25 protein-coding genes are annotated in these 25659 nt (G+C 71.7%); 15 read left to right on the top strand and 10 right to left on the bottom strand.

The window, feature by feature from the left end; translation table 11 throughout:
* Nucleotides 1-88: 88 nt before the first annotated feature.
* The 3 genes from pgi to J4N02_RS03785 all read right to left on the bottom strand — a co-directional run bounded on the left by pgi (nucleotide 89) and on the right by J4N02_RS03785 (nucleotide 3668).
* Nucleotides 89-1753: a glucose-6-phosphate isomerase gene (gene pgi, locus J4N02_RS03795; protein ID WP_375539361.1), complete on the bottom strand. Its 1665-nt coding sequence runs from the start codon at nucleotides 1751-1753 to the stop codon at nucleotides 89-91.
* A gap of 147 nt (nucleotides 1754-1900) precedes the next feature.
* Nucleotides 1901-2929, bottom strand: a complete 1029-nt coding sequence (locus J4N02_RS03790) for an SH3 domain-containing protein (protein WP_188334131.1) — start codon at nucleotides 2927-2929, stop codon at nucleotides 1901-1903.
* Between the two features lie 118 nt (nucleotides 2930-3047).
* Complete coding sequence (locus J4N02_RS03785) at nucleotides 3048-3668, bottom strand: bifunctional 4-hydroxy-2-oxoglutarate aldolase/2-dehydro-3-deoxy-phosphogluconate aldolase (RefSeq protein ID WP_188334132.1); 621 nt, start codon at nucleotides 3666-3668, stop codon at nucleotides 3048-3050.
* Between the two features lie 82 nt (nucleotides 3669-3750).
* Here J4N02_RS03785 and J4N02_RS03780 point away from each other — a divergent pair, with 82 nt between their 5' ends.
* Together J4N02_RS03780 and J4N02_RS03775 are read left to right on the top strand one after the other, a co-directional pair.
* Complete coding sequence (locus J4N02_RS03780) at nucleotides 3751-4662, top strand: aminoglycoside phosphotransferase family protein (protein WP_188334133.1); 912 nt, start codon at nucleotides 3751-3753, stop codon at nucleotides 4660-4662.
* A gap of 18 nt (nucleotides 4663-4680) precedes the next feature.
* Nucleotides 4681-5268: a TetR/AcrR family transcriptional regulator gene (locus tag J4N02_RS03775; RefSeq protein WP_188334134.1), complete on the top strand. Its 588-nt coding sequence runs from the start codon at nucleotides 4681-4683 to the stop codon at nucleotides 5266-5268.
* A 22-nt stretch (nucleotides 5269-5290) separates the two neighbouring features.
* Here the strand turns inward: J4N02_RS03775 and dcd are convergent, their stop codons facing one another.
* Nucleotides 5291-5869: a dCTP deaminase gene (gene dcd, locus J4N02_RS03770; RefSeq protein WP_182814290.1), complete on the bottom strand. Its 579-nt coding sequence runs from the start codon at nucleotides 5867-5869 to the stop codon at nucleotides 5291-5293.
* Between the two features lie 136 nt (nucleotides 5870-6005).
* Here dcd and J4N02_RS03765 point away from each other — a divergent pair, with 136 nt between their 5' ends.
* The 5 genes from J4N02_RS03765 (at nucleotide 6006) to J4N02_RS03745 (ending at nucleotide 12014) form a co-directional block, all read left to right on the top strand.
* Complete coding sequence (locus J4N02_RS03765; RefSeq protein ID WP_188334135.1) at nucleotides 6006-7718, top strand: ABC transporter substrate-binding protein; 1713 nt, start codon at nucleotides 6006-6008, stop codon at nucleotides 7716-7718.
* A 66-nt stretch (nucleotides 7719-7784) separates the two neighbouring features.
* The gene (locus tag J4N02_RS03760) at nucleotides 7785-8795 is read left to right on the top strand and encodes an ABC transporter permease (RefSeq protein WP_182814288.1); all 1011 of its coding nucleotides are present in this window, start codon (nucleotides 7785-7787) and stop codon (nucleotides 8793-8795) included.
* A 9-nt stretch (nucleotides 8796-8804) separates the two neighbouring features.
* On the top strand, nucleotides 8805-9836 hold the full coding sequence (locus J4N02_RS03755; protein ID WP_182814287.1) for an ABC transporter permease: 1032 nt from the start codon (nucleotides 8805-8807) through the stop codon (nucleotides 9834-9836).
* 4 nt (nucleotides 9837-9840) lie between these two features.
* Nucleotides 9841-10869 (top strand): ABC transporter ATP-binding protein, encoded by a 1029-nt coding sequence (locus J4N02_RS03750; protein WP_182814286.1) that lies wholly within the window; start codon nucleotides 9841-9843, stop codon nucleotides 10867-10869.
* Entirely contained in the window at nucleotides 10866-12014 is a 1149-nt protein-coding gene (locus J4N02_RS03745; protein WP_182814285.1) for an ABC transporter ATP-binding protein, read from the top strand. The genes J4N02_RS03750 and J4N02_RS03745 overlap by 4 nt, the downstream gene beginning before the upstream one ends.
* Before the next feature lie 6 nt (nucleotides 12015-12020).
* Here the strand turns inward: J4N02_RS03745 and J4N02_RS03740 are convergent, their stop codons facing one another.
* Nucleotides 12021-13118, bottom strand: coding sequence for a CaiB/BaiF CoA-transferase family protein (locus J4N02_RS03740; protein ID WP_182814284.1), 1098 nt, complete (start codon nucleotides 13116-13118; stop codon nucleotides 12021-12023).
* 65 nt (nucleotides 13119-13183) lie between these two features.
* Between J4N02_RS03740 and rarD the strand changes: the two genes are divergently transcribed.
* Together rarD and J4N02_RS03730 are read left to right on the top strand one after the other, a co-directional pair.
* On the top strand, nucleotides 13184-14104 hold the full coding sequence (rarD, locus tag J4N02_RS03735) for an EamA family transporter RarD (RefSeq protein WP_188334136.1): 921 nt from the start codon (nucleotides 13184-13186) through the stop codon (nucleotides 14102-14104).
* Nucleotides 14105-14241: 137 nt separating this feature from the next.
* Nucleotides 14242-15348, top strand: a complete 1107-nt coding sequence (locus J4N02_RS03730; protein WP_182814282.1) for a YihY/virulence factor BrkB family protein — start codon at nucleotides 14242-14244, stop codon at nucleotides 15346-15348.
* Here the strand turns inward: J4N02_RS03730 and J4N02_RS03725 are convergent.
* The 3 genes from J4N02_RS03725 to J4N02_RS03715 all read right to left on the bottom strand — a co-directional run bounded on the left by J4N02_RS03725 (nucleotide 15279) and on the right by J4N02_RS03715 (nucleotide 18881).
* Nucleotides 15279-15638: a DUF6547 family protein gene (locus tag J4N02_RS03725; RefSeq protein WP_182814281.1), complete on the bottom strand. Its 360-nt coding sequence runs from the start codon at nucleotides 15636-15638 to the stop codon at nucleotides 15279-15281. The genes J4N02_RS03730 and J4N02_RS03725 overlap by 70 nt on opposite strands.
* A 26-nt stretch (nucleotides 15639-15664) precedes the next feature.
* The gene (locus J4N02_RS03720) at nucleotides 15665-16543 is read right to left on the bottom strand and encodes a GTP-binding protein LepA (protein WP_243760862.1); all 879 of its coding nucleotides are present in this window, start codon (nucleotides 16541-16543) and stop codon (nucleotides 15665-15667) included.
* Nucleotides 16544-16661: 118 nt separating this feature from the next.
* On the bottom strand, nucleotides 16662-18881 hold the full coding sequence (locus tag J4N02_RS03715; protein WP_188334137.1) for an SDR family oxidoreductase: 2220 nt from the start codon (nucleotides 18879-18881) through the stop codon (nucleotides 16662-16664).
* 68 nt (nucleotides 18882-18949) lie between these two features.
* Here J4N02_RS03715 and J4N02_RS03710 point away from each other — a divergent pair, with 68 nt between their 5' ends.
* Genes J4N02_RS03710 through J4N02_RS03690 form a run of 5 tightly spaced genes read left to right on the top strand, consistent with a single transcriptional unit; the run spans nucleotide 18950 to nucleotide 22634 of the window.
* Nucleotides 18950-19735 (top strand): SDR family oxidoreductase, encoded by a 786-nt coding sequence (locus J4N02_RS03710; RefSeq protein ID WP_188334138.1) that lies wholly within the window; start codon nucleotides 18950-18952, stop codon nucleotides 19733-19735.
* On the top strand, nucleotides 19732-21432 hold the full coding sequence (locus J4N02_RS03705) for an FAD-binding oxidoreductase (protein WP_188334139.1): 1701 nt from the start codon (nucleotides 19732-19734) through the stop codon (nucleotides 21430-21432). The genes J4N02_RS03710 and J4N02_RS03705 overlap by 4 nt, the downstream gene beginning before the upstream one ends.
* On the top strand, nucleotides 21432-21836 hold the full coding sequence (locus J4N02_RS03700) for a CrcB family protein (protein WP_188334140.1): 405 nt from the start codon (nucleotides 21432-21434) through the stop codon (nucleotides 21834-21836). Before J4N02_RS03705 ends, J4N02_RS03700 begins: the two co-directional genes overlap by 1 nt.
* Nucleotides 21833-22195, top strand: coding sequence for a CrcB family protein (locus J4N02_RS03695; RefSeq protein WP_188334141.1), 363 nt, complete (start codon nucleotides 21833-21835; stop codon nucleotides 22193-22195). The genes J4N02_RS03700 and J4N02_RS03695 overlap by 4 nt, the downstream gene beginning before the upstream one ends.
* A gap of 58 nt (nucleotides 22196-22253) precedes the next feature.
* Nucleotides 22254-22634, top strand: coding sequence for a PAS domain S-box protein (locus tag J4N02_RS03690; RefSeq protein WP_188334142.1), 381 nt, complete (start codon nucleotides 22254-22256; stop codon nucleotides 22632-22634).
* A gap of 43 nt (nucleotides 22635-22677) precedes the next feature.
* On the opposite strand, the gene J4N02_RS03685 is transcribed toward J4N02_RS03690, so the two are convergent.
* Together J4N02_RS03685 and J4N02_RS03680 are read right to left on the bottom strand one after the other, a co-directional pair.
* The gene (locus J4N02_RS03685; protein WP_188334143.1) at nucleotides 22678-23295 is read right to left on the bottom strand and encodes a pyroglutamyl-peptidase I; all 618 of its coding nucleotides are present in this window, start codon (nucleotides 23293-23295) and stop codon (nucleotides 22678-22680) included.
* 31 nt (nucleotides 23296-23326) lie between these two features.
* Entirely contained in the window at nucleotides 23327-23776 is a 450-nt protein-coding gene (locus tag J4N02_RS03680; protein ID WP_188334144.1) for an SDR family oxidoreductase, read from the bottom strand.
* 204 nt (nucleotides 23777-23980) lie between these two features.
* Here J4N02_RS03680 and J4N02_RS03675 point away from each other — a divergent pair, with 204 nt between their 5' ends.
* Nucleotides 23981-25636 (top strand): ABC-F family ATP-binding cassette domain-containing protein, encoded by a 1656-nt coding sequence (locus tag J4N02_RS03675; RefSeq protein WP_188334145.1) that lies wholly within the window; start codon nucleotides 23981-23983, stop codon nucleotides 25634-25636.
* Nucleotides 25637-25659: the final 23 nt, after the last annotated feature.

Here is a 25659-nt window from a genome sequence, read left to right as displayed (position 1 = left end):
TTCCGGGACGACACTCACCTTCGTCACAGATGAGGGGGAATCTCTTCCCCCGAGAACGTGACGAAGGTGAGTGTCGCGCCCTACGGCGTCAGGCCCGGTTCGCCCGGTAGTACTCGATGAGGGCCTTGGTGGACGGGTCCTGGGCCTCAAGGGCCTCGGCGTCGCCGCCGATGGCCGGGGTGATCTGCTTGGCGAGGACCTTGCCCAGCTCGACGCCCCACTGGTCGAAGCTGTTGATCCCCCACACCACGCCCTGGGTAAACGTGATGTGCTCGTACAGCGCGATCAGCTGTCCGACGACCGACGGGGTCAGGGACGGGGCCATGATCGACGTCGTCGGGCGGTTGCCCTTGAACACCTTGGCGGTCACGAGCTCCTCGGCCACGCCGTCGGCGCGCACCTCGTCGGCGGTCTTGCCGAACGCCAGCGCCTTGGTCTGGGCGAAGAAGTTCGCCAGGAACAGTTCGTGCACGTCCTGGCCGCCGTCGGTCAGGGCGCGGTGCGGCGTCGCCACGGCGATGAAGTCCGCCGGGATGAGCTGCGTGCCCTGGTGGATCAGCTGGTAGAAGGCGTGCTGGCCGTTGGTGCCCGGCTCGCCCCAGAAGACCTCACCGGTCTCGGTGGTGACCGGGGTGCCGTCGGCCTTCACGCCCTTGCCGTTGGACTCCATCGTCAGCTGCTGCAGGTACGCCGCGAAGCGGTGCAGGTACTGCGCGTACGGCAGCACCGCGTGGCTCTGCGCCTTGAAGAAGTTCACGTACCAGACGTTGAGCAGGCCCATCAGCGCGGGCACGTTGTCGCGCCACGGCGTCTCGGCGAAGTGCGTGTCGATGGCGTGGAAGCCGGCGAGGAAGTCCTCGAAGTTCTCACGCCCGATGGCGACCACGATCGGGGTGCCGACCGCGGAGTCGACCGAGTAGCGGCCACCGACCCAGTCCCAGAAGCCGAAGGCGTTGGCCGGGTCGATGCCGAAGTCCGCGACCTTGTCGAGGGCGGTCGACACGGCGACGAAGTGCTTGGCGATCGCGTCGGTGCGCGAGGAGTCCGACCCGTCGATCGCGCCGGCCTTCTCGAGCCCCTCGAGCAGCCACGTGCGCGCCATGTTGGCGTTGGTGATGGTCTCGAGCGTGGTGAACGTCTTGGACGCCACGATGAACAGCGTGGTCGTCGGGTCGAGGTCGACCGTCTTCTCGTAGACGTCGCTGGGGTCGATGTTGGAGACGAACCGGCACTCCAGGCCGTCCTGCTTGTAGGCCTTGAGCGCCTCGTACACCATGACCGGGCCCAGGTCGGAGCCGCCGATGCCGATGTTGACCACGGTCTTGATCGGCTGGCCGGTGACGCCCTTCCACTCCCCCGAGCGGACCTTGTCGGCCCACGCGTACACCTTCTCGAGCGTGGCGTGGACGTCGGCGACCACGTCCTGGCCGTCGACCGTGAGCTGGTCGGTGCTCGGACGCCGCAGCGCCGTGTGCAGGACCGCCCGGTCCTCGGTGTTGTTGATGTGGACGCCGGACAGCATCGCGTCGCGCTTGCCGGCCAGGTCGACCTCGTCGGCGAGAGCGACCAGGGCGTCCAAGACCTCGTCGTCGATCAGGTTCTTCGACAGGTCGACGTGCAGGTCTCCCGCCGCGCGCGTCCAGGCCTTCGCGCGGTTCGGGTCAGCCTCGAACCAGCCGCGCAGGTCGGGGGTGAAGTTCTCCTTGAGCCGGGTCAGCGTGCCCCAGGCGTCGGTCTTGGTGACATCACTCATGGACGCCAGCCTAGGCCTCCGGCAGCCACCCGGCGCGGGGTCTCCCAAACCCACGCCCTGGACCGGGGAAACCCAAGCCCTCGGCGCAGAAAACTCAAGCCCTCGGCGCGGGCGCCGAGGGCTTGGGTTCTTTGGGAATCGCTGGTGTCAGAGGTTCACGGACACGTGCACGTGGTCGTAGTGGTTCGCGGTGATCGAGCCACGGTCGGCCATCGGGCGCCAGTACGGCTTGTAGGGCGTCCAGATCTTCTGCTCGAAGATGATGTGGTCGACGTCGAACGCACCCGCGTTGGCGGCGAGGTAGCGGGCGACGGCCCAGCCCTTGGCGGAGTCGGAGTAGGTCATGAAGTCGATCGCGCCGCCGGAGCCGTGGTTCGAGCGGTTGTTCGTGGCGCGGTAGCCACCGATGGCCTGGAAGGACCAGCGGGCGGTCACGGCGTTGTAGACGACCATCGCCTTGGGCTTGAGGCCCAGGACGGTCTTGCCGGAGTAGCTGGTGGAGCCGGTGTACGCGGCGCTCGAGTCGGACTCGCTCGCGGTGCTCGTCTTCGTGGACGCCTTGGCCTTGGGCGCCGGCTTCGGCTCGGGCTTGGCCGGGGCCTTGTCGCCGAGGCGGGCGTCGAGCACCCAGCCGACCTTGCCGTTGAAGGCGACCTGGCGGAAGTTGCCCTCGACCTTGTCGGTCACCGAGATCTTGTCGCCCTCCTTCACCGAACCGAGCGACTCGGAGTCGCCGTTGGCCTGGACGCGCACCACGGTGTCGGACTGGATGAACTTGGTGCCGGCGGGGGCGCCGAAGGCGGCGGCCCACTGGCCGGCCACGAAGGCGGCGTCACCCTCGGTGGCCACGGGCTCGGCCGGGGCCTCCTCGACGGCGGCCGAGGCCTCGTCGGTGGTCTCCTCGGTCGAGACCAGCTCACGGGCCGCGTCGCGGCTCAGCGTGTCGGCCTCGCGGACGGGGGCGGGAACGGCGCTGGCGGTCTCGTCGGCGGCACGCAGGTTGAGCGCGAACGCACCGGAAGCGGCCAGCAGGGCCACGGACACGGCGGTCGGCGCAACACGGGTGCGCAGGATGTCGGAGCGGCTCCGAGCAGCGCGACGCGCGGGGACCACGAAGGCGGCGGCGCCGTCGACTTCGGGCGAGGCGGCTTCCGCGATCCGGCGGGGCTGGTACATCTGGTACTCCGATGGTGCGACTCTGAGGACGAGGACCAATTTAGCTGAGATTTTCTCAGGGTCAAACTCAGTGGCTCAGGTTCCGTTCAGTTGGCACTCAGCAACTGAAAGGCACCCCTCAGGAGGAGCCGAGGATCGGCCGGAAGGCGGCCGCGCGGCGTCCGACCTCCTCGGGCGAGTTCGCCCCACCCGACCCGTCGTTGCGCAGCACGACGTCGCCGACCACGACGGCCCGGGCGCCGGCGTCCAGCCACATCTCGCACTGGTAGCGCTCGAGGCGGCCCCACGGCAAGAGCGCCAGCCCGGGGAACAGCGGCGGCAGGGCCCGCGCGTAGGCGGTGCCGAGCGCGTCGGCCGGCGCGACCGCCACGACCTCGGCCCCGCCCCGGGCCGCGGCCGCGACCTCGCCCGGGGTCAGCGCTCCGCCCACGAACGGGACGTCCCCCGCGGCGGCGGCCAGGTCGGGGTCCGACACCGGGGACAGCACGAAGTGCAGGCCGGCCTCGACCGCACGGCGGACGCCCTCGGCGTCCGTCACGCCGCACGCGCCCACGCGCGCGCGGAACCCGTAGAGGGAGAGCACCTCGGGCGCGATCGGGAACAACTCGGGCGGGAGCACCCAGGCGCCCAGTCCCTCCTGCAGCAGCACCTCGGCCAGGGCGACCCAGTCCTCCACGCCGTCGCGGGGGATCTCGACGACCACGCGGTGGCCGCGCAGGGCTGCTTCGAGGAGGCTCATGCGCCCATCATGCCGGAGGCAATGGAAGGCAACTCCCCGATCCCAGTGGAGTGCGGGGGCCTCGCTGGCCTGCAATGGAGCCATGGCGATCGCACCCACCGCCGGCCCCGGCACGTCCGCGGGGCTGGTCCGCACCCTCCTCGCGGAACAGGCCCCTGCCCTCGTGGGGCTCCCCGTGGAGCGCCTCGCCGACGGCTGGGACAACCACACCTTCCGCCTCGGGGAACGCATGGTGGTCCGGCTCCCGCGCCACGAGGCGGCGGCCGAACTGCACGCCGACGAGGTCCGCTGGCTGCCCGAGCTGGGCCCTCAGCTCACGACGGCCACGCCGCAGCCGGTCGCGGTCGGAGGCCCCAGCCCGCACTTCCCCCACCCCTGGTCGGTGGTCGAGTACATCCCCGGGCGCGAGGCGGCCGCGGTGCCGCCTGCCGAGCGCGTGGCCCTCGCCGAGGACTTGGCCGACTTCACCTGGTCCCTGCACGTGCCGGCCCCGACGCACGCGCCGGTCAACCCGTTCCGCGGCGGCTCGCTGGCGACCGAGGCCGCGGACGCCCGCGTGCGCTCCCGCCTGGCCGACCTCGCGCGCTCCGGCCACGCGGAACTCGCGGAGGCCCTGCTCCCCCGCTGGGAGGCCTGGTCCCACGCCCCCGACTTCGACGGCGTCGACGTCTGGCTCCACGGCGACCTCCACCCGCACAACATCGTGATCGGCGCCGACGGCCGCCTCGCCGGCGTCGTCGACTGGGGCGACGTGACCGCCGGCGACCCGGCCTGCGACCTCGCGACCGCGTGGCTCACCTTCGACGCGACCGGACGCCGCCTGTTCACCGAGCGCCTCGAGGAAGGGCACCCCGTGGATGCCGCCACCTGGGTCCGCGCCCGCGCGTGGGCGCTGCACCTCGGGCTGGTGCTGCTGTCCCGCCCGGACGAGTTCCCCCGCCTGGTCGCCAGCGGCCGCCACGCGCTGGACGAGCTCTGCCGCGAGGACGTCTGACCTCCTATACTCCGCCCCGTGGTGCGGCACAAGAACTATCCCGACGACCTGCGTGAACGCCTTGTCGCGGTGATGTTGCAGCACCTGCGCACCCAGGACCCCGACGACGTCCCCCTGCGCGACCTGGCGGCCGAGTGCGACACCTCGACCAACGCCGTCTACTCGATCTTCGGCAGCAAGGACGCCCTCATCGACGAGGTCGCCCGCGTGGCCCGCGAGGACTTCCTCCGCCCCCAGTTCGAGCTCGCCGACGGCGAGCCCACGATCGAGGCGCTGCAGGCCTCCGGTGCCCTCTACCGCGCCTGGTCCCGGGCCAACCCAGGCCTGTACCGCCTGATGTTCGTGGGGCCGTCGGGCAGCGACTACGCCCCGCGCGCGGCCATGGTGGAGCCCATCCGCCGCATGCTGCACCGCCTGCAGGACGCCGGGGTGCTCGCCCCGCACGACGCCGACACGATGGCGCTGTCACTCTGGGCGACCACGCACGGCTTCGTCATGCTCGAGATGGACGTGTGGCCCGAGGGGTCGATCGACACCGACGTTCTCTTCGAGGCCCACCTGTCCAACAGCGTCGGCCGCATCCTGCTCCCCGTCGAGGTCGGCTGAGCCGGCCTCGACGGGGCGCGGGCTACGCCGGCGGCGTCCGCCTGAAGTTCTCGAAGGAGCGCGAGGCCGTCGGACCACGCTGGCCCTGGTAGTGCGAACCGCGCTGCTGCGTGCCGTACGGGTGCTCGGCCGGCGAGCTGAGCTGGAAGAAGCACAGCTGGCCGATCTTCATGCCCGGCCACAGCTTGATCGGCAGCGTGGCGACGTTGCTGAGCTCGAGGGTGACGTGGCCGGTGAAGCCGGGGTCGACGAACCCGGCGGTGGCGTGGGTCAGCAGCCCGAGGCGCCCCAGGGAGGACTTGCCCTCCACACGCGCGGCGATGTCGTCGGGCAGGCTCACCTGCTCCAGCGTGCTGGCGAGCACGAACTCGCCCGGGTGGAGGATGAAGGCCTCGTCGGGGTCGACCTCGACGAGCCGGGTCAGCTCGGGCTGCTCCTCGGCGGGGTCGATGAAGGGGTACTTGTGGTTGTCGAACAGCCGGAAGTAGCGGTCCAGGCGCACGTCGACGCTGGAGGGCTGCACCATCGCGGGGTCGTAGGGGTCGAGCCGGACGCGTCCGGCCTCGATCTGGGCGGCGATGTCGCGGTCAGACAGGAGCACGGGCCGAGCCTAGCTGCGTTTCATTTGGGTCACGAGATGGGGTGGGTGGTGGTGAACTGTTCAACCGCTCTGCTTGGGTTGACCCCAATCGCTGGGCCGGACCCGGGCCGGCCCCCCGAACGAGAGGACATCACCGATGCCCAACCGCAAGCTGGTCGCCGTCGCCGGCGCGCTGGCCCTCGCAGTCGGCCTGTCCGCCTGCGCGGAGTCGCAGCGGACCCCGACGACGTCGGCCCCGCAAGGCACGACGGGTGCGACGGCCGCCCCGTCGGACTCCGGCAACGCCAATGCCGACGCCACCTTCATCTTCGGCGCCGCCGGCGCCCCCAAGCTGTTCGACCCCTTCTACGCCTCCGACGGTGAGACGTTCCGCGTCACCCGCCAGATCTACGAGCAGCTGCTCGACTTCCTCCCCGGCGAGGCGAAGACGGGCCCCGGCCTCGCCGAGTCCTACGAGGGCTCAGGGGACGGCCTCACCTGGACGTTCAAGATCCGCGAGGGCGTCAAGTTCCACGACGGCACCGACCTCGACGCCGCGGCGGTGTGCGCGAACTTCGACCGCTGGTACAACCAGACCGGCGCCGCCCAGAGCTCCGCGGTGACCTACTACTGGAACAACAACTTCGGTGGCTTCGCCGACCAGACCGACAAGGACTCGCTGTTCGAGTCCTGCACCGCCGACGGCATGACCGCCACGGTCAAGGTCACCCGCGTCACCTCGAAGTTCCCCGACATCCTCGCCCACGGCGCGTACGCCATCCAGAGCCCGACTGCCCACGAGAAGTACGACGCCAACAACGTCCAGGCGCAGGGCAGCGGCTTCACGTACCCCGCCTACGCCCTCGAGCACCCGACCGGCACCGGCGCGTTCACCTTCGGTGGCTACGACGACGCCGCCGGCGAGGTCACGCTGAACCGCAACGAGGACTACTGGGGCACCAAGGCGGGCGTGGCCAAGATGGTCATCCGCACGATCCCCGACGAGTCGACCCGCCGCCAGGAGCTGCAGGCCGGCACGATCCACGGCTACGACCTGCCCAACCCGGTTGACTGGAAGGCACTCGAGGACGGCGGCGCGAAGGTGGAGATCCGCCCCGCGTTCAACATCCTCTACGTCGGCCTGAACGCCACCAAGAACGAGGCCCTCAAGGACGTCCGCGTCCGCCAGGCCCTGTCGTACGCAATCAACCGTGACCAGCTCGTCCAGTCGCAGCTGCCCGAGGGCGCCGAGGCCGCGAGCCAGTTCTTCCCGAAGGCCGTGTCGGGCTACAACACCTCGCTGCAGCCGTACCCGCACGACCCCGAGAAGGCCAAGGCCCTCCTGGCCGAGGCCGGTCACTCCGACCTGACCCTCGAGTTCTGGCAGCCCACCGAGGTGACCCGTCCGTACATGCCGGACCCGGCGTCCATCTACGAGGCCATCCGCTCCGACTGGGAGGCCGTGGGCGTCACCATCAACCCGGTCGCCAAGCCCTGGACCGGTGGCTACCTCGACGGCACCGAGCAGGGTGAGGCCCCGGCCTTCCTGCTGGGCTGGACCGGTGACTACGACTCGGCCGACAACTTCATCGGCACCTTCTTCACCAAGCAGGACAACGCCTTCGCGACGAAGAACTACCCGTTTGCGCAGGAGCTGACCGACGCCCTGGTGGCCGCCGACTCCGAGCCGGACGCCGCCAAGCGCGACCAGATGGTCTCCGACCTGAACAAGAAGATCGCCGAGGAGTACCTGCCCGGTCTCCCGATCTCCCACAGCCCGCCGGCCATCGTCGTGGCCGCCGGCGTGGAGGGTCTGGTGACCAGCCCGCTGGCCGCGGAGGACTTCTCCACGGTCACGATCACCGAGTGAGGTCCCGGGGGCCGTGGGTGCACGCACCCACGGCCCCCGCCCTCGCCTCCTCCTCCTGGTGAGCCTGTGAGCAGATACATCGTCCGGCGGCTCCTCCAAGCCATCGTGACCCTCTTCGTCCTGTCCCTCCTCTTGTTCGCCTGGCTGCGCTCGCTGCCGGGCGGCCCCGTGTCCGCGCTCCTCGGCGAGCGCAGCACCCCCGAGGACCGTGCCGCACTGGAGCAGGCGCTCGGCCTCGACCAGCCGATCTTCATCCAGTACCTGCGCTTCCTCGAGCGGGCCGCGCAGGGCCAGTTCGGCGTCTCCACCGGCGTCCTTCCCGGACGCGACGCGCTCGAGATCTTCCTGTCCCGGTTCCCGGCGACGATCGAGCTCAGCTTCTTCGCCCTGACCCTGGCGATCCTGCTCGGCATCCCGCTGGGCTACCTGGCCGCCCGCCGCCGCGGCACCTTCCTCGACACCGGGTCGGTGCTCTTCTCCCTGGTCGGCATCGCGGTCCCCGTGTTCTTCCTGGCGTTCGCGCTGAAGTACGTGTTCGCGATCCAGTTGGGCATCCTGCCGCCGTCCGGACGCCAGAGCGTCGGCATCAACGCCACCCACATCACCGGCATGTACGTCCTCGACGGACTGCTGACCCGCGAGTGGGACGCCGCCTGGGACGCCCTGCGCCACCTGATCCTCCCCGCGGTAGCGCTGAGCTCGATCCCGTTCGCGGTGATCCTGCGCATCACGCGCGCCTCCGTGCTCGAGGTGCTGGACGAGGACTACGTCCGAACCGCCCAGGCCAAGGGCCTGCGGGCCGCGACGATCCGCGGCCGGCACGTCCTGCGCAACGCCCTGATCCCCGTCGTGACCACCATCGGCCTGCAGACCGGCGCCCTGCTCGCGGGCGCCGTCCTGACCGAGCGCGTGTTCACCTTCCGCGGCGTCGGGCACGCGCTGGCCTACGGCTTCGAGACCCGCGACTACGCGGTGCTGCAGGTGCTGATCATGATGGCCGCGCTCATCTACATCCTCGTCAACATGGTCGTCGACATCGCGTACGCGGCCATCGACCCGCGCGTCCGGGTGCGGTGAGGGGCTGACATGACCGATTCTCCTCGTCGCCCGATCCCGGGCACCCCGTCCCACAAGAAGGCGCGCATCGACGCGCTGGCCTCGACCGCCTCGGCCGGCACGGCGTCCGGTTCGGCGGGCGGTGGCGTGGCCACCGCCGTCAGCGACGCCGGGCGCGTGGCGTCCGGTGAGGGCGTCAGCCTCTGGATGTCGGCCTGGCGCCGCCTGCGCCGCGACTGGGTGTTCCTCATCGGGGCCGCCATCGTGGTGCTGTTCATCGTCCTGGCCATCGTCGCGCCGCTCATCGCGCCGCACGACCCGGCGACCCGCGTCCTGATCGAGCAGGTGCACCGCCAGACCAACCCCGTCCCCGGCCCCCAGCCCGGCCACCCGCTCGGCGCCGACTACCTGGGCCGCGACGTGCTGTCGCGCCTGATGGTCGGAGCGCGCCAGACGCTGATCGTCGGCGTGCTGGCCACCCTCGGCGGCCTGCTCGGCGGCATGGCCCTGGGCACGCTCGCCGGTGCGTTCGGTGGCTGGGTCGACTCCGTGGTCATGCGCGTGGTCGACGTGCTGCTGTCGATCCCGTCGCTGCTGATGGCCTTCTCCATCGCGGCGATGTTCCGCTCGCCGTCGCAGTGGACCGTCATCCTCGCCATCGCGATCGTGCAGGTCCCCGTGTTCGCGCGCCTGCTGCGCGGCTCGATGCTGGCCCAGCGCCACTCCGACCACGTGCTGGCGGCCCGGGCCTTGGGCGTCCGGCAGGGGCCGATCGTGTTCCGGCACATGCTGCCCAACGCGATGGGGCCCGTGATCGTCCAGGCCACCCTGGTGCTCGCCACGGCGATCATCGACGCGGCCGCCCTGTCGTTCCTCGGCCTGGGCAACCCCGACGACCGCTCGCCGGAATGGGGCCAGATGCTCGGCAACGCCCAACCGTACTTCGACTCCCACCCGCACCTGGCCGTCTACCCGGCGCTGTGCATCATCGTGGTGGCGCTCGGCTTCACCCTCGTCGGTGAGTCGTTGCGCGAGTCGCTCGATCCGAAGTCCAGGAGGTGAGGCGATGAGCACGCCCCTGCTCGAGGTCGACGACCTCTCGGTGCGGTTCACCCGCCACGGCCAGGAACCGTTCACGGCCGTCGACAAGGTCACGTTCAACGTCGCGCCCGGCGAGGTCGTCGGGCTGGTCGGCGAGTCCGGCTGCGGCAAGTCGGTGACGTCCCTGGCGATCATGCGCCTGCTCGCCCGACGCGGCAACCAGGTGACCGGGTCGGTGCGCTTCGCCGGCACCGAGCTGCTGACCCTGCCCGACGCCGCCATGCGGGACAAGCGCGGCGCCGAGCTGGCCATGATCTTCCAGGACCCGCTGTCGTCGCTGAACCCGGTCGTCCCGATCGGGGTGCAGGTCGCCGAGGTGATCACGCGGCACCGCGGCGAGAAGAAGGCCGTGGCGGCGAAGCAGGCCGCGGAGATGCTGGACAAGGTCGGTATCCCCGACCCCACCCGCCGCCTGAAGGAGTACCCGCACCAGCTGTCGGGCGGCATGCGCCAGCGTGCGCTGATCGCCATGGCGCTCGCCTGTGAGCCACGCCTGCTGATCGCCGACGAGCCGACCACCGCGCTGGACGTGACGATCCAGGCGCAGATCCTCGCGCTGTTGACCGACCTGGTCGAGCAGTCGGGGACGGCGCTGATCATGATCACGCACGACCTGGGGGTCGTGGCCGGGATGTGCGACGGGGTGAACGTGCTCTACGGCGGACGCATCGTCGAGCGCGCCAAGCGGCACCCGCTGTTCGCCGAGCCCCGCCACCCCTACACCGGCGGGCTGCTGGGCTCGATCCCCCGCCTGGACGGCGACCGGGACGCCCGGCTGTTCCCGATCCCCGGGTCGGTGGCCGACAACATCCCGTGGGACCACGCGTGCGCGTTCGCGCCGCGCTGCCACCAGGAGGGTGAGAAGTGCCGCACGGTGGCACCCGACCTGCTGCCCGACGAGGAGGCGCGCACCGACGGCGGGCTGCGGCTGCTGCGCTGCCACTACCCGCTGACCGCCGCCGACCGCCAGCGCATCGAGGAGGGCCGGGCATGACCGAGGTCGTGGACGCGTCCGGGGTCGCCCCCGGCGAGGTGCTCGTCGATGTCAAGGGCGTGAAGGTGCACTTCCCGATCAAGCGCGGGCTGCTCATCGACCGCACGGTCGGGCACGTGTACGCCGTGGACGGCATGGACCTGACGATCCGGCGCGGGGAGACCTACGGGCTCGTGGGCGAGTCGGGCTGTGGCAAGTCGACCTTCGGGCGCGCGCTGCTGCAGCTCGAGGAGCTGACCGAGGGCTCGGTGACGCTGGGTGGCGTCGACCTGGCCACGCTCAAGGGCGAGGACCTGCGCCGCCAGCGCCGCCACATGCAGATGGTGTTCCAGGACCCGCTGGGCAGCCTCGACCCGCGCCAGACCGTCGAGCAGCTGCTCCTGGAGGGGATGCAGGCGCACGGGTTGGCGTCCGACAAGAAGGGGGCGCGCGACCGGCTGGTCGAGCTGCTCGCCGCCGTCGGCCTGCCGCCAGGGGCGCTCAGCAAGTACCCGCACGAGTTCTCGGGCGGCCAGCGCCAGCGCGTCGGCATCGCCCGCGCGCTGTCGGTCGACCCCGAGCTGATCGTCGCCGACGAGCCGGTCTCGGCGCTGGACGTGTCGGTGCAGGCGCAGGTGATCAACCTGCTGGAGGACCTGCAGTCGGAGTTCGGGCTCACCTACCTGGTCATCGCCCACGACCTCGCGGTGGTGCGACACATCTCCGACCGCATCGGCGTGATGTACCTGGGGGCGCTGGTCGAGGAGGCCGAGGCCGACGACCTGTACGCGCTGCCGCTGCACCCGTACACGCGGGCGCTGCTGTCGGCGATCCCGGTGCCGGACCCGGTCGTGGAGGACACGCGCGAGCGGATCCTGCTGTCGGGCGACCTGCCGTCGCCGGCGAACCCGCCGTCGGGGTGCCGGTTCCACACGCGGTGCCCGTGGGCGCAGCAGACCCGGTGCTCGACGGAGCGGCCCGAGCTGCGGGTCGTCTCGGTCGACGGCGTGCCGGCGTCGCACAAGGTGGCCTGCCACTGGGCCGAGCAGATCGCCTCGGGCGAGCTGCAGCCGCACGCGGTCGACGGCGCCGTCGTGGCGCCGCTGGACGCCCCCGGGGCGGCGCCGCACGCGATCCCGGGGTCGACGCTGCTGCCTGAGGAGTAGCCCCCGTCAGGCGTTGACGCCGCCCGCGTGGTCGGTGGTCACGTCGCTGGGCGAGATCGGGCCGGCCGGCGTCCGGGACAGGCGCGGCGCGGGCGCGGGCTGCCACAGCCCGTCGACGTGCACCATCGTCTGGCGCGCGTCGTTGTGCGGGTCGTGGCGGACCTCGCTCATCCGCAGCACCGGCTCGAGGCAGGCGTCCGTGCCGGCCGCCCGGTCGCGCCACTCGTCGCGGGTGCGGCCCTTGATGGCGCCGGCGATGGCCGCGCGCAGCTCGGGCCAGCGCTCGCGGTCGTGCTGGTCGGGCAGCGTGGCCGGGTCGAGCTCGAGCACCTTCAGCAGCTCGAGGAAGAACTTGTTCTCGAGCGAGCCCACCGCCATCCACTCGCCGTCGGCCGTCTCGTAGCAGTCGTAGAAGGGGGCGCCCGAGTCGACGAGGTTCACGCCGCGGCGGGTCTCGTCCCAGGCGCCGATCTGCGCGAACCCGTGGAACGCGGTGGCGAGCAGGGTCGCGCCGTCGAGGATCGCGGCGTCCACCACCTGCCCCAGGCCCGAGGACTGCCGCTCGTACAGCGCGGCGAGGATCCCGAACGCCAGCATCATCGAGCCGCCGCCGAGGTCGCCGATGTAGGCCAGCGGCACCGTCGGCGGCTGGTCGGCGCGGCCCAAGGTCGACAGGGTGCCGGACGCCGCCATGTAGTTCAGGTCGTGGCCGGCCTGCTTCGCCTTGGGACCGAACTGCCCCCAGCCGGTGACGCGGCCGTAGACGAGGCGGGGGTTGAGCTCGAGGCACACGTCGGGGCCCACGCCGAGGCGCTCGGCGACGCCGGGGCGGTTGCCCTCGATGAGCACGTCGGCGTCCTTGACCAGCTCGAGCACCGCGTCCCGGCCCTCGGGGGTCTTGAGGTCGAGCTCGATGGTGCGCCGGTTGCGGTGGATGATGTCGGTGCGCCGGTTGCCGATGGGCCCCACCGCCGGGACTCCGCCGGGCCGCTCGACGTGCAGCACGTCGGCGCCGTGGTCGGCGAACATCATGGCGGTGAACGGGCCCGGCCCGATCGTGCCGAGTTCGATCACCTTGAGTCCTGCGAGAGCCCCCGTCGTCATGGGGTCCATCTCACCAGACCGGGCCAAGGCGGGGGAACTCGGCACCCACGGCCTACAGTCTCCCCGTGACCGCACCCGCCCCCACCCCCGACGCCGCCGCCGAGCGGTCGCGCGGGCTGGCGTCGGGCATCGCGGCCTACGTCATCTGGGGCTTCTTCCCGCTGCTGTTCCCGCTGCTGAAGCCGGCGGGTGCGTTCGAGATCCTGGCCCACCGCATCATCTGGTCGCTGGTCGCGGTCGCGCTCGCCCTGGTGCTGCTGCGCCACCCGTGGGGCTGGCTGAGGTCCGCGCTGACCCGCGAACGGCTCCCCCGCATCGTCGCCGCCGCCTTTCTCGTGGGGCTGAACTGGCTGGTGTTCATCTGGGCGGTCAATTCCAACCACGTCGTCGAGGCGTCGCTGGGGTACTTCATCAACCCGCTGCTCAACATCGTGCTGGGGGTGCTGATCTTCGGCGAGCGCATGTCGCGCGCCGGGTTGGCGGGCACCCTGCTGGCCACCGCGGGCGTGGCGGTCATCGCCTGGGAGAACTGGGCCGGCCTGTGGGTCTCGCTCACCCTCGCGCTCACCTTCGGGCTCTACGGCGCGGTGAAGAAGAAGGCCTCCGCTCCCCCGCTGGGTGGGCTGTTCCTGGAGTCGGCGATCCTGCTGCCGTTCGCGCTGGCGTACTGGGGCTGGCTGGTGGTCACCGGGGCCAGCCAGTTCGGCGCCGACGCCCGCACCTCCGGGCTGCTCATCCTGGCCGGCGTGCTGACCGCGCTGCCCCTGTGGCTGTTCGCCATCGCCGCCCCGCGCCTGCCGTTCGGCGTCGTGGGGATCCTGCAGTACCTCGGACCCACCATCCAGTTCGCGCTCGGGCTGACGGTGTTCGGCCAGCACGTCTCGGCGTCCTACTGGGCGGGCCTGGTGCTCGTCTGGGTCGGCTCGGTCGTCTACCTGCGCTCGGTGTTCGCCCGGACGCGGGGTGGTCGGGCGACGGCGGCCTGAGCCCGCGGCGTCCCGACACTCACCCTGGTGACATCAGAGACACCCTGTTCGGGGTGTTTCTTGTCACGTCGGTGAGTGTCGCGCCCCGGCCGGGCTGCGACACTGGCCCCAAGAGCACCGACCGGAGGAGGTGAGCCGTGGACGCCGAGGAGGAGGCAACAGTCCACAAGTGGCTCACCGCGCCCGACCCCAACGACCCCGCGAAGGCAGAGTGGCCGTGGCAGCTCACCGGACGCTCGTGGCGCTACGTGCTGCGCCGCACGTGGTCGGAGTTCTGGTACCGCCACATCCTCGACAACGCGGGCAACCTCGCCTACATGTCGGTGCAGTCGCTCTTCCCGGGGCTGTTGGCGATCCTCGCCGGCCTCACCCTGTTCGGGCAGGGGACGGCCGCGGTCGAGTGGATCATCGACTTCCTCCGCTCCGTCGCCCCCGCCACCGTCGTCGACCTCGTGGCCGACCCGCTGCGCCAACTCGCCGCCACCGCCGGCGCCGACTGGGTGCTCGGCGTCGCCCTGCTCGGCGCCCTGTGGGCCGCGTCCGGCTACGTGGCGGCCTTCGGGCGGTCGGTCAACCGCATCCACGGCGTCGTCGAGGGCCGGCCGATCTGGCAGATCATCCCCTACAACCTGCTGGTCACCCTGCTGATGCTGCTGTTCGGGGCGTTCCTGCTGCTGACGGTGCTGCTGTCGGCCGGCGTGTGGGACATGGTCCTGGACTACCTCGGACTCGACCTCGAGCCCCTGCGCGGCCTGCGCCAGAACCGGTGGGTGGTGCTGTCGATCGCGTCGGTGGTCGTGGTGCTGGCCCTGTACCGGGCCACGCCGAACGTCCGCCAGCCCAAGCTGCGCTGGTCGGTTCCGGGCGCGCTGGTCGCGATGGGGGTCACCGTGCTGGCGATCTTCGGCTTCTCCACGTGGGTGGCCATCTTCGGACGCCTGCCGGCCAGTTACGGGGTGGTCGGGTCCTTCATCATCCTGCTCCTCGGCCTGTGGATCATGAACATCGCGCTGCTCATCGGCGTCACGCTGAACGCCGAGATCGAGCGCGCCCGCCTGCTGCAGGCCGGGTTCGCGGCCGAGCGCGAGCTGCTCGTGCAGCCGCGCAACACCCGCATGATCCGGGCGCGCGCGTCGGAGGAGGACATGCTCGCCGAGCGCGGCACCCGCCTTCGTCAGCCGGAGACCGGCCAGTCCCAACCGTCGAGGCGTCCGAGGAAGTCGTCGGACGGGTCGCCCTCGTAGCCCTCGTGGAACGGCTGCAGCTCCGCGGCCCGCAGCACCTGCAGGGCGTTGTACACGCCCGAGGCGTACTCCTCGGCGAAGAGCACGGCCAGGGCCTCGCGGTGCTCGGGGGGCAGCATCGACAGCAGCGCGTTCATGGTGACCTGGTTGGCGTCGGTGTCGGGGTCGGCGTTGGCGTTCCACACCCCGACCCGCACCCGCTCGGCGGACACCTGGCCGGCGCCGGCGCAGGAGACCACCATCGCGTCGATGACTTGCCGGTACATCCAGCGGGGATCGTGTTCGCTCATGGCTCCATCATGCCCTGTCGCCGAACTCACAGGTTGGGCTTGAAAGCCCCGCGCTCTCGGTAGAGGTCGACCGCCTCGCGCAGCGCGGCCAGCACGTAGGGCGGGAAGTCCATGCCCTGGTGCTGGGCCCACAGCAGGCTGGCCTCGAGGCGTCCGATCTCCTTGGCGAAGACCTCCAGCTCGGTGCCGAAGCCCAGCTCGGTGATCACCTCGCCCATCTGCGCCTGGTAGCGGGGGTCGTTGTGGGTGCCGACCAGTTCGTAGGAGAACGTGCGCAGCTTGCGCGCCAGCCAGAGCTGCCACGGCCGCAGGGTGCCGTCGGTGGTGATCTTCTCGGCACTCATCCGGTAGAACGCGAAGTGGCCGGGCTCCTGCCGCTTGATCGGGTTGATGATCGTCTCGCGGATCGCCTTCTCGCCCATCTCGTCGAGCTGGACGGCGAGCGCGTTGTAGGCGAGCACGGCCTGGCGCTCGGTGGAGGCCCCGGTGAAGTAGTAAATGGTGCGGGCGACGTCCTGGATCTGCTCGAACCGGGCCATCGCGCCGAGCGCCTTGACCGCGAAGCCGACCTGCAGCAGCGGCTCGGCCGGGGGCAGCCCGATGCGGGACTTCAGCTCGTCGAGGATGATGCCGTGCTGGATCTCCTGGTCGTACCAGACGTCGGCGTAGAACACCCGGTCGGCCTCGGACGGGTTCGGCATGATCGTCAGCAGCTCGAGCACGTTGCGCTCGACCTCGAGCTCGACGCGGGCGAGGTAGTCGAGGACGCCGGCGAACCGCGTGCGGACCAGGTCGGGGTCGTTGACGGTGAAGTCGACGGACGCCAGCGGCACGGGAGGGTGCTCCTCGCCCATCTTGTTCACATGGGCGAGCAGGAGGGAATCGGTGATTCGCGACCGGGCCACGGCCCAACCGTAGCCGCGCACGCCCGAAAACAGAATGATCGCTCTGGTGGTGGACGGAACTCAAGCCCTCGGCGCCCAAAACTCAAGCCCTCGGCGGATAAAACTCAAGCCCTCGGCGCTAGGGGCGCTTCCAGTCCTCGATGGGCCAGTAAGCCTTCGAGGCGACCCGGTACAGCGGCAGGTCGGGGTTCACCGCGACCGGGCGGCCGAGCAGGGACAGCCACGAGGCGTCCGAGATCGAGTCGCCGTATCCGTGCGAGCGGGACAGGTCGAACCCGCCGCGCGACGCGTAGTCCTTGAGCCACTGCGCGCGGGCCTCGTCGACCAGCGGCGGCGTGCTGAGGTAGCCCGTGAGCACCCCGTCGCGTGCCTCCATCGATGAGGCGACCACGTCGTCGAACAGCGGGGCAAGCGGTGCGGCGAACAGGTCGAGGCCCCCGGTGACCAGCACGGTGCGGTGGCCGGCGGCGCGGTGCTCCTCGATGCGGGCCAGAGCGCCCGGCTTGAGCTTGCGGACCACGTTCTGGCCCCAGGCGCCGCCGACGACCCGTTCGATGTCGGTCACCCGCGTGCCGGCGTAGCGGCGCGAGAAGGCGCGCACGAACTCGCCGCGGTCGCGGCGCTCGGCCTGCAGGTACACCCCCACGTTGCGGACCAGGTCGACCAGCTCGCCGGGCAGCTCGGCCGGCGAGTGCAGCTGGCCCATCACCGAGAGGTACTGCGTGACCAGCGAACTCGGCAGCAGCGTGCCCTCGAGGTCGAACACCGCGAGCACGTCGGTGCCCGACTCGAGCCGGCGGGCCTGCGAGCGCTGCGACCGCTGCGCCGAGGACGCCCGCGCGTGCACCTTCGCCAACGCGGTCATCGCGGGCAGGTGGACCCGCTGCCAGTAGTGCGTCCAGTCGATGTCGCGCACGTCGAACGTCTGGTCGACCGGCGTACCGGCCGGCAGCTTCGCCCCCAGCGCGCGGGTCTGCTGGTCGTCGAACAGCATCTCGGTGCGCGTGTAGCTCTGGTAGAGGTCGACGTAGGTGCGCAGCGAGCCCAGGCCGCGCTCCATCTTCGACAGCGAGGACGCCCAGGCCTGCGTCCGCGTGTTCGACGGCAGCGCCGCGCCGATGCGCGACCCGAGGGCGGACAGCCGCTCCTTCAGGCGCAGCGAGCGCTCGGCGGCGTTGTTGGCCGGGAACTTCCAGGTCGGCACCACGATGGGGCGGCCCTTGTCGTCGCTCAGCGGGTGGGCCAGGAAGTACTCGCGCACCTCGGTGTACATCCGGTGGAACGGCAGCGGGTTCGAGGCGCCCGAGCACACCTGGTAGTAGCCGACCTCCTCGGGCTCGCCCTGGTGGCCGAGCGTGGCCAGCGCCATGATCACGTTGACGACGTAGTCGACCGGGATGACGTCGAGCACCGAGTCGGGCAGGCCCGGGAACTCGGGGAGCGCCCCCTTGGCGTAGGCCATGATCAGCGGGTCGGCGACCTTGAAGCCGTCGATCCAGCCCGGGAACGGGTGGCGCAGCGACGACTCGATGATCGCCGGGCGCACGATCGAGAGGCGGTGGCCCTGCCCGGCCCACTCCTGCTCGGCGACCCGCTCCCCCAGCGCCTTGCTGAAGGTGTAGACGTCGGTCCAGCCGACGGAGCGGGCCCGCGTGCGGCCCAACTCGACGAGGCGGTTCTCGACCCAGGCCAGCCGCGCGGCCTCGGAGGCACGGGCGACCGACTTGGGGCCCTCCTTGCCGTGGTCGCGGGTGGCCCCGTCGATGAAGGCCTGCAGCTGCTCGGGGGTGCGCGAGGCCGCCTCGGCCTCGACACGGGCGACCTCGGCCGCCGCGATCTCGGCGCGCCAGTCGACGTCGTGGTCGACGGACGCCTCGGGCCGCAGCCCCTTGGCGATCCCGCCGACGTAGCAGGTGGAGACGTGGATGACGTGCGGGTCGAGCCCGGAGCGGGTCAGCGCGCCGTACAGCGCCCGCGGGCCGCCGACGTTGTTGGCGAACGACTCGTCCATGGGGGCGTCGAACGACACGGTGGAGGCCGAGTGGACCACGACGTCGATCGAGCCCTCGATCCTCTCGATGGTGGCCAGGTCGGCCTCGAGCACGGAGGTGCGCTCGGCGAAGATGCGCTTGGCCTCGGCGTCGCCGACGGCGTCGCGCCACGGCTTGAACACCGGCTTGCGGAGCACGCGGTCCAGCCGCGAGCGGGCGGTCTGGCTGCCCTTGGGGCGCACGACGGCGACGACGTGGGCGTCGGTCGTGGACAGCAGTCGCTCCAGCACCGCCTGGCCGAGGAAGCCGGTGACGCCGGTGAGCAGGACCCGCGCTGGGGTGGCCACGCCGGACTCCTTTCCCGAAAGCGGTGGGGGTCGCCTCCGTGGGGGCAGCGTAATGTAGCGTGCCCGTCATGCGTGTCGGGCTCATCACAGGCGGGACGTCCGGGATCGGGCTGTCCTTCGCCCGCGCCCTCGCGCGCGACGGGGCCGACCTCGTGCTCGTCGCCCGCGACAGGGCGCGCCTGAAGGCGGTGGCCGCCGAGCTGACCGCAGCCCACGGCGTCCGGGTCGAGGTGCTGGACGCCGACCTGGCCGACCGCGCCGACCAGGCCAAGGTGGCGGACCGCCTCCGGGCCGGGGACGTCGACACCCTCGTCAACAACGCCGGGTTCTCGCTCAAGACCCCGCTCGTGGGCGGGGACGACGACCTCGCCGACCGCGCCTACGAGGTGATGGGCCGGGCGCCGCGCGTGCTGGCCGGCGCCGCCGCGGCCGTGATGCGCGAGCGGGGCGAGGGCTGGATCATCAACGTCGCCTCGGTGTCGGCGCTGACCCGGCAGGACTCGTACTCCGCGCTCAAGGCGTACGCGCTCGCGCTGACCGAGGTACTCGCGCTCGAGCTGACCAACACCGGCGTCCAGGTGACCGCCGTCCTGCCGGGTTGGACGCGCACGGAGTTCCACGCGCGCGGCGGCTCCGGGCGCAAGGGCGTCCCGCGCTTCCTGTGGCTGGACGCCGACCGCGTCGCCGAGGTGGCCCTGGCCGACGCGCGGGCCGGGCGCGTGATCTCGATCCCCAGCAAGCGGTACAAGCTGGCCGCAGCGATCCTGCAGCTGCTGCCGAACGCCGCCGTGCGCGCCGTGTCGCGGCGTATCAAGGGCAAGGCGAAGACCCCCGTCGAAGGAGCAACCCCGTGAAGAACGTCAAGCGCATGAAGTGGTGGGGCTGGGGCGAGGAGGGCGTCTTCTTCAACTACGCCAACAAGCCCGCCTTCGCGCCGTTCGTGAAGAAGCACCTGGGCATCGACCTGCGCCCCCGCCAGGTCGACACGATCGAGTTCGACGCCACGACGGTGCCCGACTCGCCGCTGCCCGACGCGTTGCGCGAGGCCCTCGTCGCGGCCACCGCGCCCGACCGCGTGACGACGGACGCCCACGAGCGCGTGGTGCACGGGCACGGGTCGTCGGTGACCGAGCTGCTGCACGTCTCGCGCTTCGACTACGGGCGGCTGCCCGAGGTCGTGGTCTACCCCTCCTCCGAGGCCGAGGTCGCCGCGGTGCTGGCGGCGTGCGTGGCCGCCGACGCGGTGGTGGTCCCGTTCGGCGGCGGCACCAACATCTCCCGCTCGCTGCAGCTCGACCCGGGCGAGACACGCCCGATCGTGTCGCTGGACCTGGGCCTGATCACCGGCATCGTCGAGCTCGACGAGGAGTCGGGCCTCGCGCTGGTCGGGGCGGGCACGCTCGGCCCCGACCTGGAGGAGGAGCTCAACGCCCGCGGCTGGACGCTGGGCCACTTCCCCGACTCGTTCACCCACTCGACCGTCGGCGGCTGGGCGGCCACCCGCAGCTCGGGCATGCAGAGCGACAAGTACGGCGACATCGCCGACATCGTGCGCGGCATGACCGTCGTGCGGCCCTCGGGCACGGTGCGGCTGCGCCCGGTGCCGTCGGAGTCGACCGGGCCCTCGCTGCGCGAGATGTTCATCGGGTCGGAGGGCCGCCTCGGCGTCATCACCGACCTGTGGGTGCACGTGCACCGGATGCCCGAGCAGCGCGTCGTCGTGGCCTACATGTACCCGTCGTGGGAGCCCGCGGTCGCGGCGATCCACGCGATGGCCGACGCCGAGATCCCGACCACGTTCGTGCGCATCTCCGACGCCCACGAGACCGCGATGTCGCTGTCGACGCAGAAGGAAGCGACGACGCTGAAGAAGAAGGTGGAGCAGCGCGTCCAGGAGGAGCTGTGGGCGTTCATGCGCCGCCGCGGCTGGGACACCGACGAGATGTGCATCTCCTACGTCTGCTTCGAGGGTTCCGAGGCCGACGTCGATGCCCGCCGCCGCCAGGTCGTGAAGATCGCCAAGGCGCACGGCGCGCTGGTGCTCGGCACGGGGCCGGGTGCGCTGTACGACCAGAAGAAGTTCGACACCCCCTACCTGCGCGACTTCCTGCTCGAGCAGGACGTGATGGGCGACGTCTCCGAGACCGCGGCGCCGTGGTCGAAGCTGAACACGGTGCACGCCGAGGTCTACGCGGCGGCGAACCGGGCTTTCACCTCGCTCGGCAAGCAGGGCTTCATCATGTGCCACCTGTCACACAGCTACCACGCGGGCGCCTGCCTGTACTTCACGTTCGCCTTCAAGGCGGGCGAGGACGCCGACCGCGAGTACGCGACGGTGAAGACGGCGATCCAGCAGGCGTTCGTCGACCACGGCGGCACGCTGTCGCACCACCACGGCGTCGGCATGGAGCACGCCCCGTGGATGGAGCAGGTCGTCTCGACCGAGGGCGTGAACATGATGCGCACGCTGTTCAACGCCACCGACCCGGGCAACCACCTCAACCCCGGCAAGATCGTCGACGCGTCGCTGTCGCTGTACGACAACCTCTGATGCGCGGCGCCGTCCTGGTCTTCGTGGGCGGGGCGCTCGGGTCGCTGGCCCGCTACGGGTTGGCGCTCGCGCTGCCCGGCCTGTGGGCGACGTGGACCGTCAACATCGTGGGCTCCTTCGCCCTCGGGGCGCTACTGGGCCTCCTGCGCCGACAGCCCGCCTTCCCGCCGCCGACAGCCCGTGTTCCGGACGCCCACAGCCTGCGGTTGCTGCTCGGGACCGGGTTCCTGGGCGGCTTCACCACCTACTCGGCCTTCGCGCACGACGTGGTGTCGCTCGGGTTCGTCGCCGGGCCGGTGCTCGGCCTCGCGGCGGGGGCGCTCCAGGTCGCGATGGGGCTGGTGGCCGCGCTGCTGGGGTTCGCGGTCGCCGACACGCGCCGATCCGGGCGGAGGACCGCATGACCTGGCTGTGGGTCGCGCTCGCCGGCGGGCTGGGGGCGGTGCTGCGCCATCTGGTCCACCTCGGCGTGCACCGCAGCGGCTCCCCCTCGACGCGCGCCACCCTGGCGGTGAACGTCCTGGGTTCGTTCGGGATCGGGATCGCCCATGCCGCCCTGCTCCCCGCCGCGCCCGAGGCCGCCACCATCCTCGCCACCGGGCTGCTGGGCGGGTTCACCACGTTCTCCACAGCCTCGGTCGAGGCGGCCGAGCTGTGGCGCGACGGCCGACGCTGGGGGGCGGTACGACTGGCCGGGGGCATGCTGTTGCTGTGCGTCCTGGCCTGCCTGCTGGGCGCGCGGTCCGTGGCGTTCCTGCCCTGAGCCCACCACCTCGATCGGTGCGGTGGGCAACGACGCCGCCGTGGGCCACACTGGCCCCATGGACGACCTGACCCAGTTCAAGGCCAGCGCCTTCGACCACGCCAACGACGCGCTGATCGCGATCGACACGTCCGGGACGATCCGGGCCTGGAACCGCTTCGCGGAGACCCTGTTCGGCTGGACCGCCGAGGAGGTCGTCGGCCAGGACGTGAAGGTGATGATCCCCGAGCGGCTGCGCTCGGCCCACGACCGCGGGTTCTTCGCCGCCATGGAGGCCGGCCACCTCGCCTCCGACGGGCGGGCCCGCCGCACGAAGTCGCTGACCGCCTCGGGCGGCACGGTCTACATCACGATGACGTTCGCGGTCGTGCAGGACGACGCCGGCGAGACCATCGGGTCGGTCGCGGTCGCGCGGGAGTGGGTCCGCGAGGAGGACTGAGCCCCTGCCGACCCGGCCCGCGAGGCGTCCGGACGCCGTGGGCTCACGCGAGCTCGCCGCCGACCTCGTCGATATCGGTCTCGTGCTCGACACACGCCTGGACGGCGGCCGCCAGCGCGGTCGCGGAGGTCGCGGTGCCCATCACCCGCAGGGACGGGATGTGCAGGAAACCCACCCGCGTACCCGGCGGGGCGTGGTGCAGCGCCGCGAACATCAGGGCGTTGCAGCCGTAGGTGCCGGCCGAGAGCGACAGCTCCGCGGGCGCGCCGGACTGCTGGATCGCCCGGCGCACCGCCTTGACCGGGATGGTCGCGAACAGGCCGTCGGGCGCGCCCGGCACCACCGGCTGGTCGACGGGCTGCGCCCCCTTGATGTCGGGCACGCGCGCGTCGAGCAGGTTGATGGCGACGCGCTCGACGGTGATGGCCTCGGCGCCCATGTCCACGCCGGTGCACAGCACCAGCTGGGGGCGGACGAGCCGCATGATCTCGGCGATCTGCCCCGGGATGGTCGTGAAGTCGACAGGCAGCACGGCCGTGCCCACCTGGAGCCCCGGCATCCGGCCCGTGTCGGCGCGGCGCTGCAGGGCGTCGACCGCCGCCTCGGACGGGTTGAGGGTGACCCCCGGGAACGGACCGAATCCAGTGACGAGCACGCGCATGGGCCCCATGGTAGGGGCCCATGCGAAGGCGTCAGCCGGCGGACCAGCCGCCGTCGTTGGCGATCAGCGCCCCGTTGACGTTGGACGCCTCGACGGCCAGCAGGAACACCACCAGCGCCGCCAGCTCGTCGGGCTTCGCGTTGCGCAGCGCGCCGGCGTGGACCGCGCCCAGGACACCGAGCCCCTCCATGTCGAGCTTGCTCTGGTCGATCGAGGCCATGATGTTGGTCTCGACGCCGCCCGGCATGATCGCGTTGCAGCGGACCCCGGCCTTGCCGTACATGTACGCCGTGTTGCGCGTCAGGCCGATGAGCCCGTGCTTGGACGCCGTGTAGGCCGCACCACGGATGCCGGCCTCGGAGGACACGTCGACGATCGAGCCGTCGGCATCGGCGTCCGCGATGAGCGCCGTCGCGCGGCCGATGCCGGAGCCCGCTCCGGTCACCACGACGGTCTTGCCGGTCAGTTCGAAGAGTGCCATGGCAACCCCCACTGGTGTCGTAGTGGCCCGTGGGACCCCTTTGTCCCACGGGTCTGCCGACTCTACTACGCGGCGTAGTCCGAAGCCACGGTTCCCGCGGGTTTCGCCTCGCCGGCTTGACGCCCGGCCGGTCGGTCGACGATGGTGGGACGCATGTGGACCTGACCTCTCGCCCTGCCCCACCCAGCGATCGAGGTTTCTTCTATGTCCCCATCCCTCCACCTGTCCGGCGTGGCCGCGTCCTTCGGCGCACGCCCCCTGTTCTCCGGACTCGACCTGACCGTGTCGGGCGGCGACGTCGTCGCGCTCGTCGGCGCCAACGGGTCCGGCAAGTCGACGCTGCTGCGCGTGGTCGCCGGCGAACACCCGGTCGAGGCCGGCCGCATCACCCTCTCCCCAGCGGACGCCTCCGTCGGCTTCCTGCCCCAGTCGCCACCGCGTCCGGACGAGTCGATCGCCGCGTACGCCGGCCGGCGCACGGGCGTGACGGACGCCGCCGCCCGCTACGAGGCCGCCACCCGTGGCCTCGCCGACGGGGTGGACGGGGCGGACGAGGAGTTCAGCCGGGCGCTCGACCGCTGGCTCGCCCTCGGCGGCGCCGACCTGGAGGTGCGGCTGGCCGAGACGCTCGCCCGCCTCGGCCTCGACGCCGACCTCGACCGACCCCTCGGCACCCTGTCGGGCGGGCAGGCCGCCCGCGCGTCGCTGGCGTCGGTGCTCGTGAGCCGGTTCGACGTGCTGCTGCTGGACGAGCCCACCAACAACCTCGACGCCCCCGGCCTCGCCGAGATCACCGCCTTCGTGCGCGGCGTGGACGCCCCGGTGCTGATCGCCTCGCACGACCGCGCGTTCCTGGACGACGTGGCCACGTCGGTGTGCGAGCTCGACCTCGCCCAGCAGCGGGTCGCGGTGTACTCCGGCGGCTGGACGGAGTACCGGGAGGCGAAGGCGCTGGGCGTCCGGCAGCGGCTGGAGGCACGGGCCGCCTACGAGGCCGAGCGGGACGCGCTCGTCGACCGCGCGCGACGCTTCAACGAGTGGGCGGCCACCGGTCGCGCGAAGGTCGGGCGGCTGGCCAAGGACGCGCGCACGCCGCGCATCGACACCAAGCCGGCCGAGGACCGGGCACGCAAGCAGGACCAGAAGGCGGCCCGGGCTCGGGCGGCGGTCGAGCGGCTCCCCGAACCCGAAGCGCCGCGCCGGGAGTGGGAGTTGCGCTACTCGATCGCCGAAGCCCCTGCCTCGGCCGAGGTGGTGTTGACGCTGGACGCCGTGGTCGCGCGCGCCGGGTCGTTCACCGTCGGGCCGTTCTCGGCCACGCTCGAGCGCGGCGCCCGGGTGGCGCTGGTCGGCCCGAACGGGTCGGGCAAGACCACGCTGCTCAGGGCGGTCCTGGAGGGCGAGCCGGCGTCCGGGCGGGTGTCGTGGGGCACGCGCGTGGCGGTCGGCGTGCTGGGCCAGGACCGTTCGGTCATCTCGGGGTCAGGACCGCTGTTGGAGGTGGTCGCCGCCGCGCTCGGGGTCACGGACGCCGCGGAGGTGCGCACGCTGCTGGCCAAGTTCGGGCTGGGCGCGGAGCACGTGACACGCCCGTGTTCGTCCCTGTCACTCGGCGAACGGACGCGCGCCGCCCTGGCCGTGCTGCAGGGGCGCGCCGTGAACGTGCTCGTGCTGGACGAGCCCACCAACCACGCCGACGTCGCGGCGATCGAACAGCTCGAGGACGCCCTGGCCGCCTTCGGCGGGACCGTCCTGCTGGTGACCCACGACCGCGCCCTGCTGGACGCCGTGGGCATCGACACCGAGTGGGTCTTCACGCGGGACGGCGACCGGGCCACCGTGGAGGTGGTGGGGCGCTGAGCCGCGCCCGCGGCGTCCGGCCT

Origin of the sequence: Propioniciclava sp. MC1595 (assembly GCF_017569205.1) — a bacterium.
GTDB lineage: Bacteria > Actinomycetota > Actinomycetes > Propionibacteriales > Propionibacteriaceae > Propioniciclava.
This window is presented reverse-complemented; position numbering and strand designations above follow the sequence as displayed.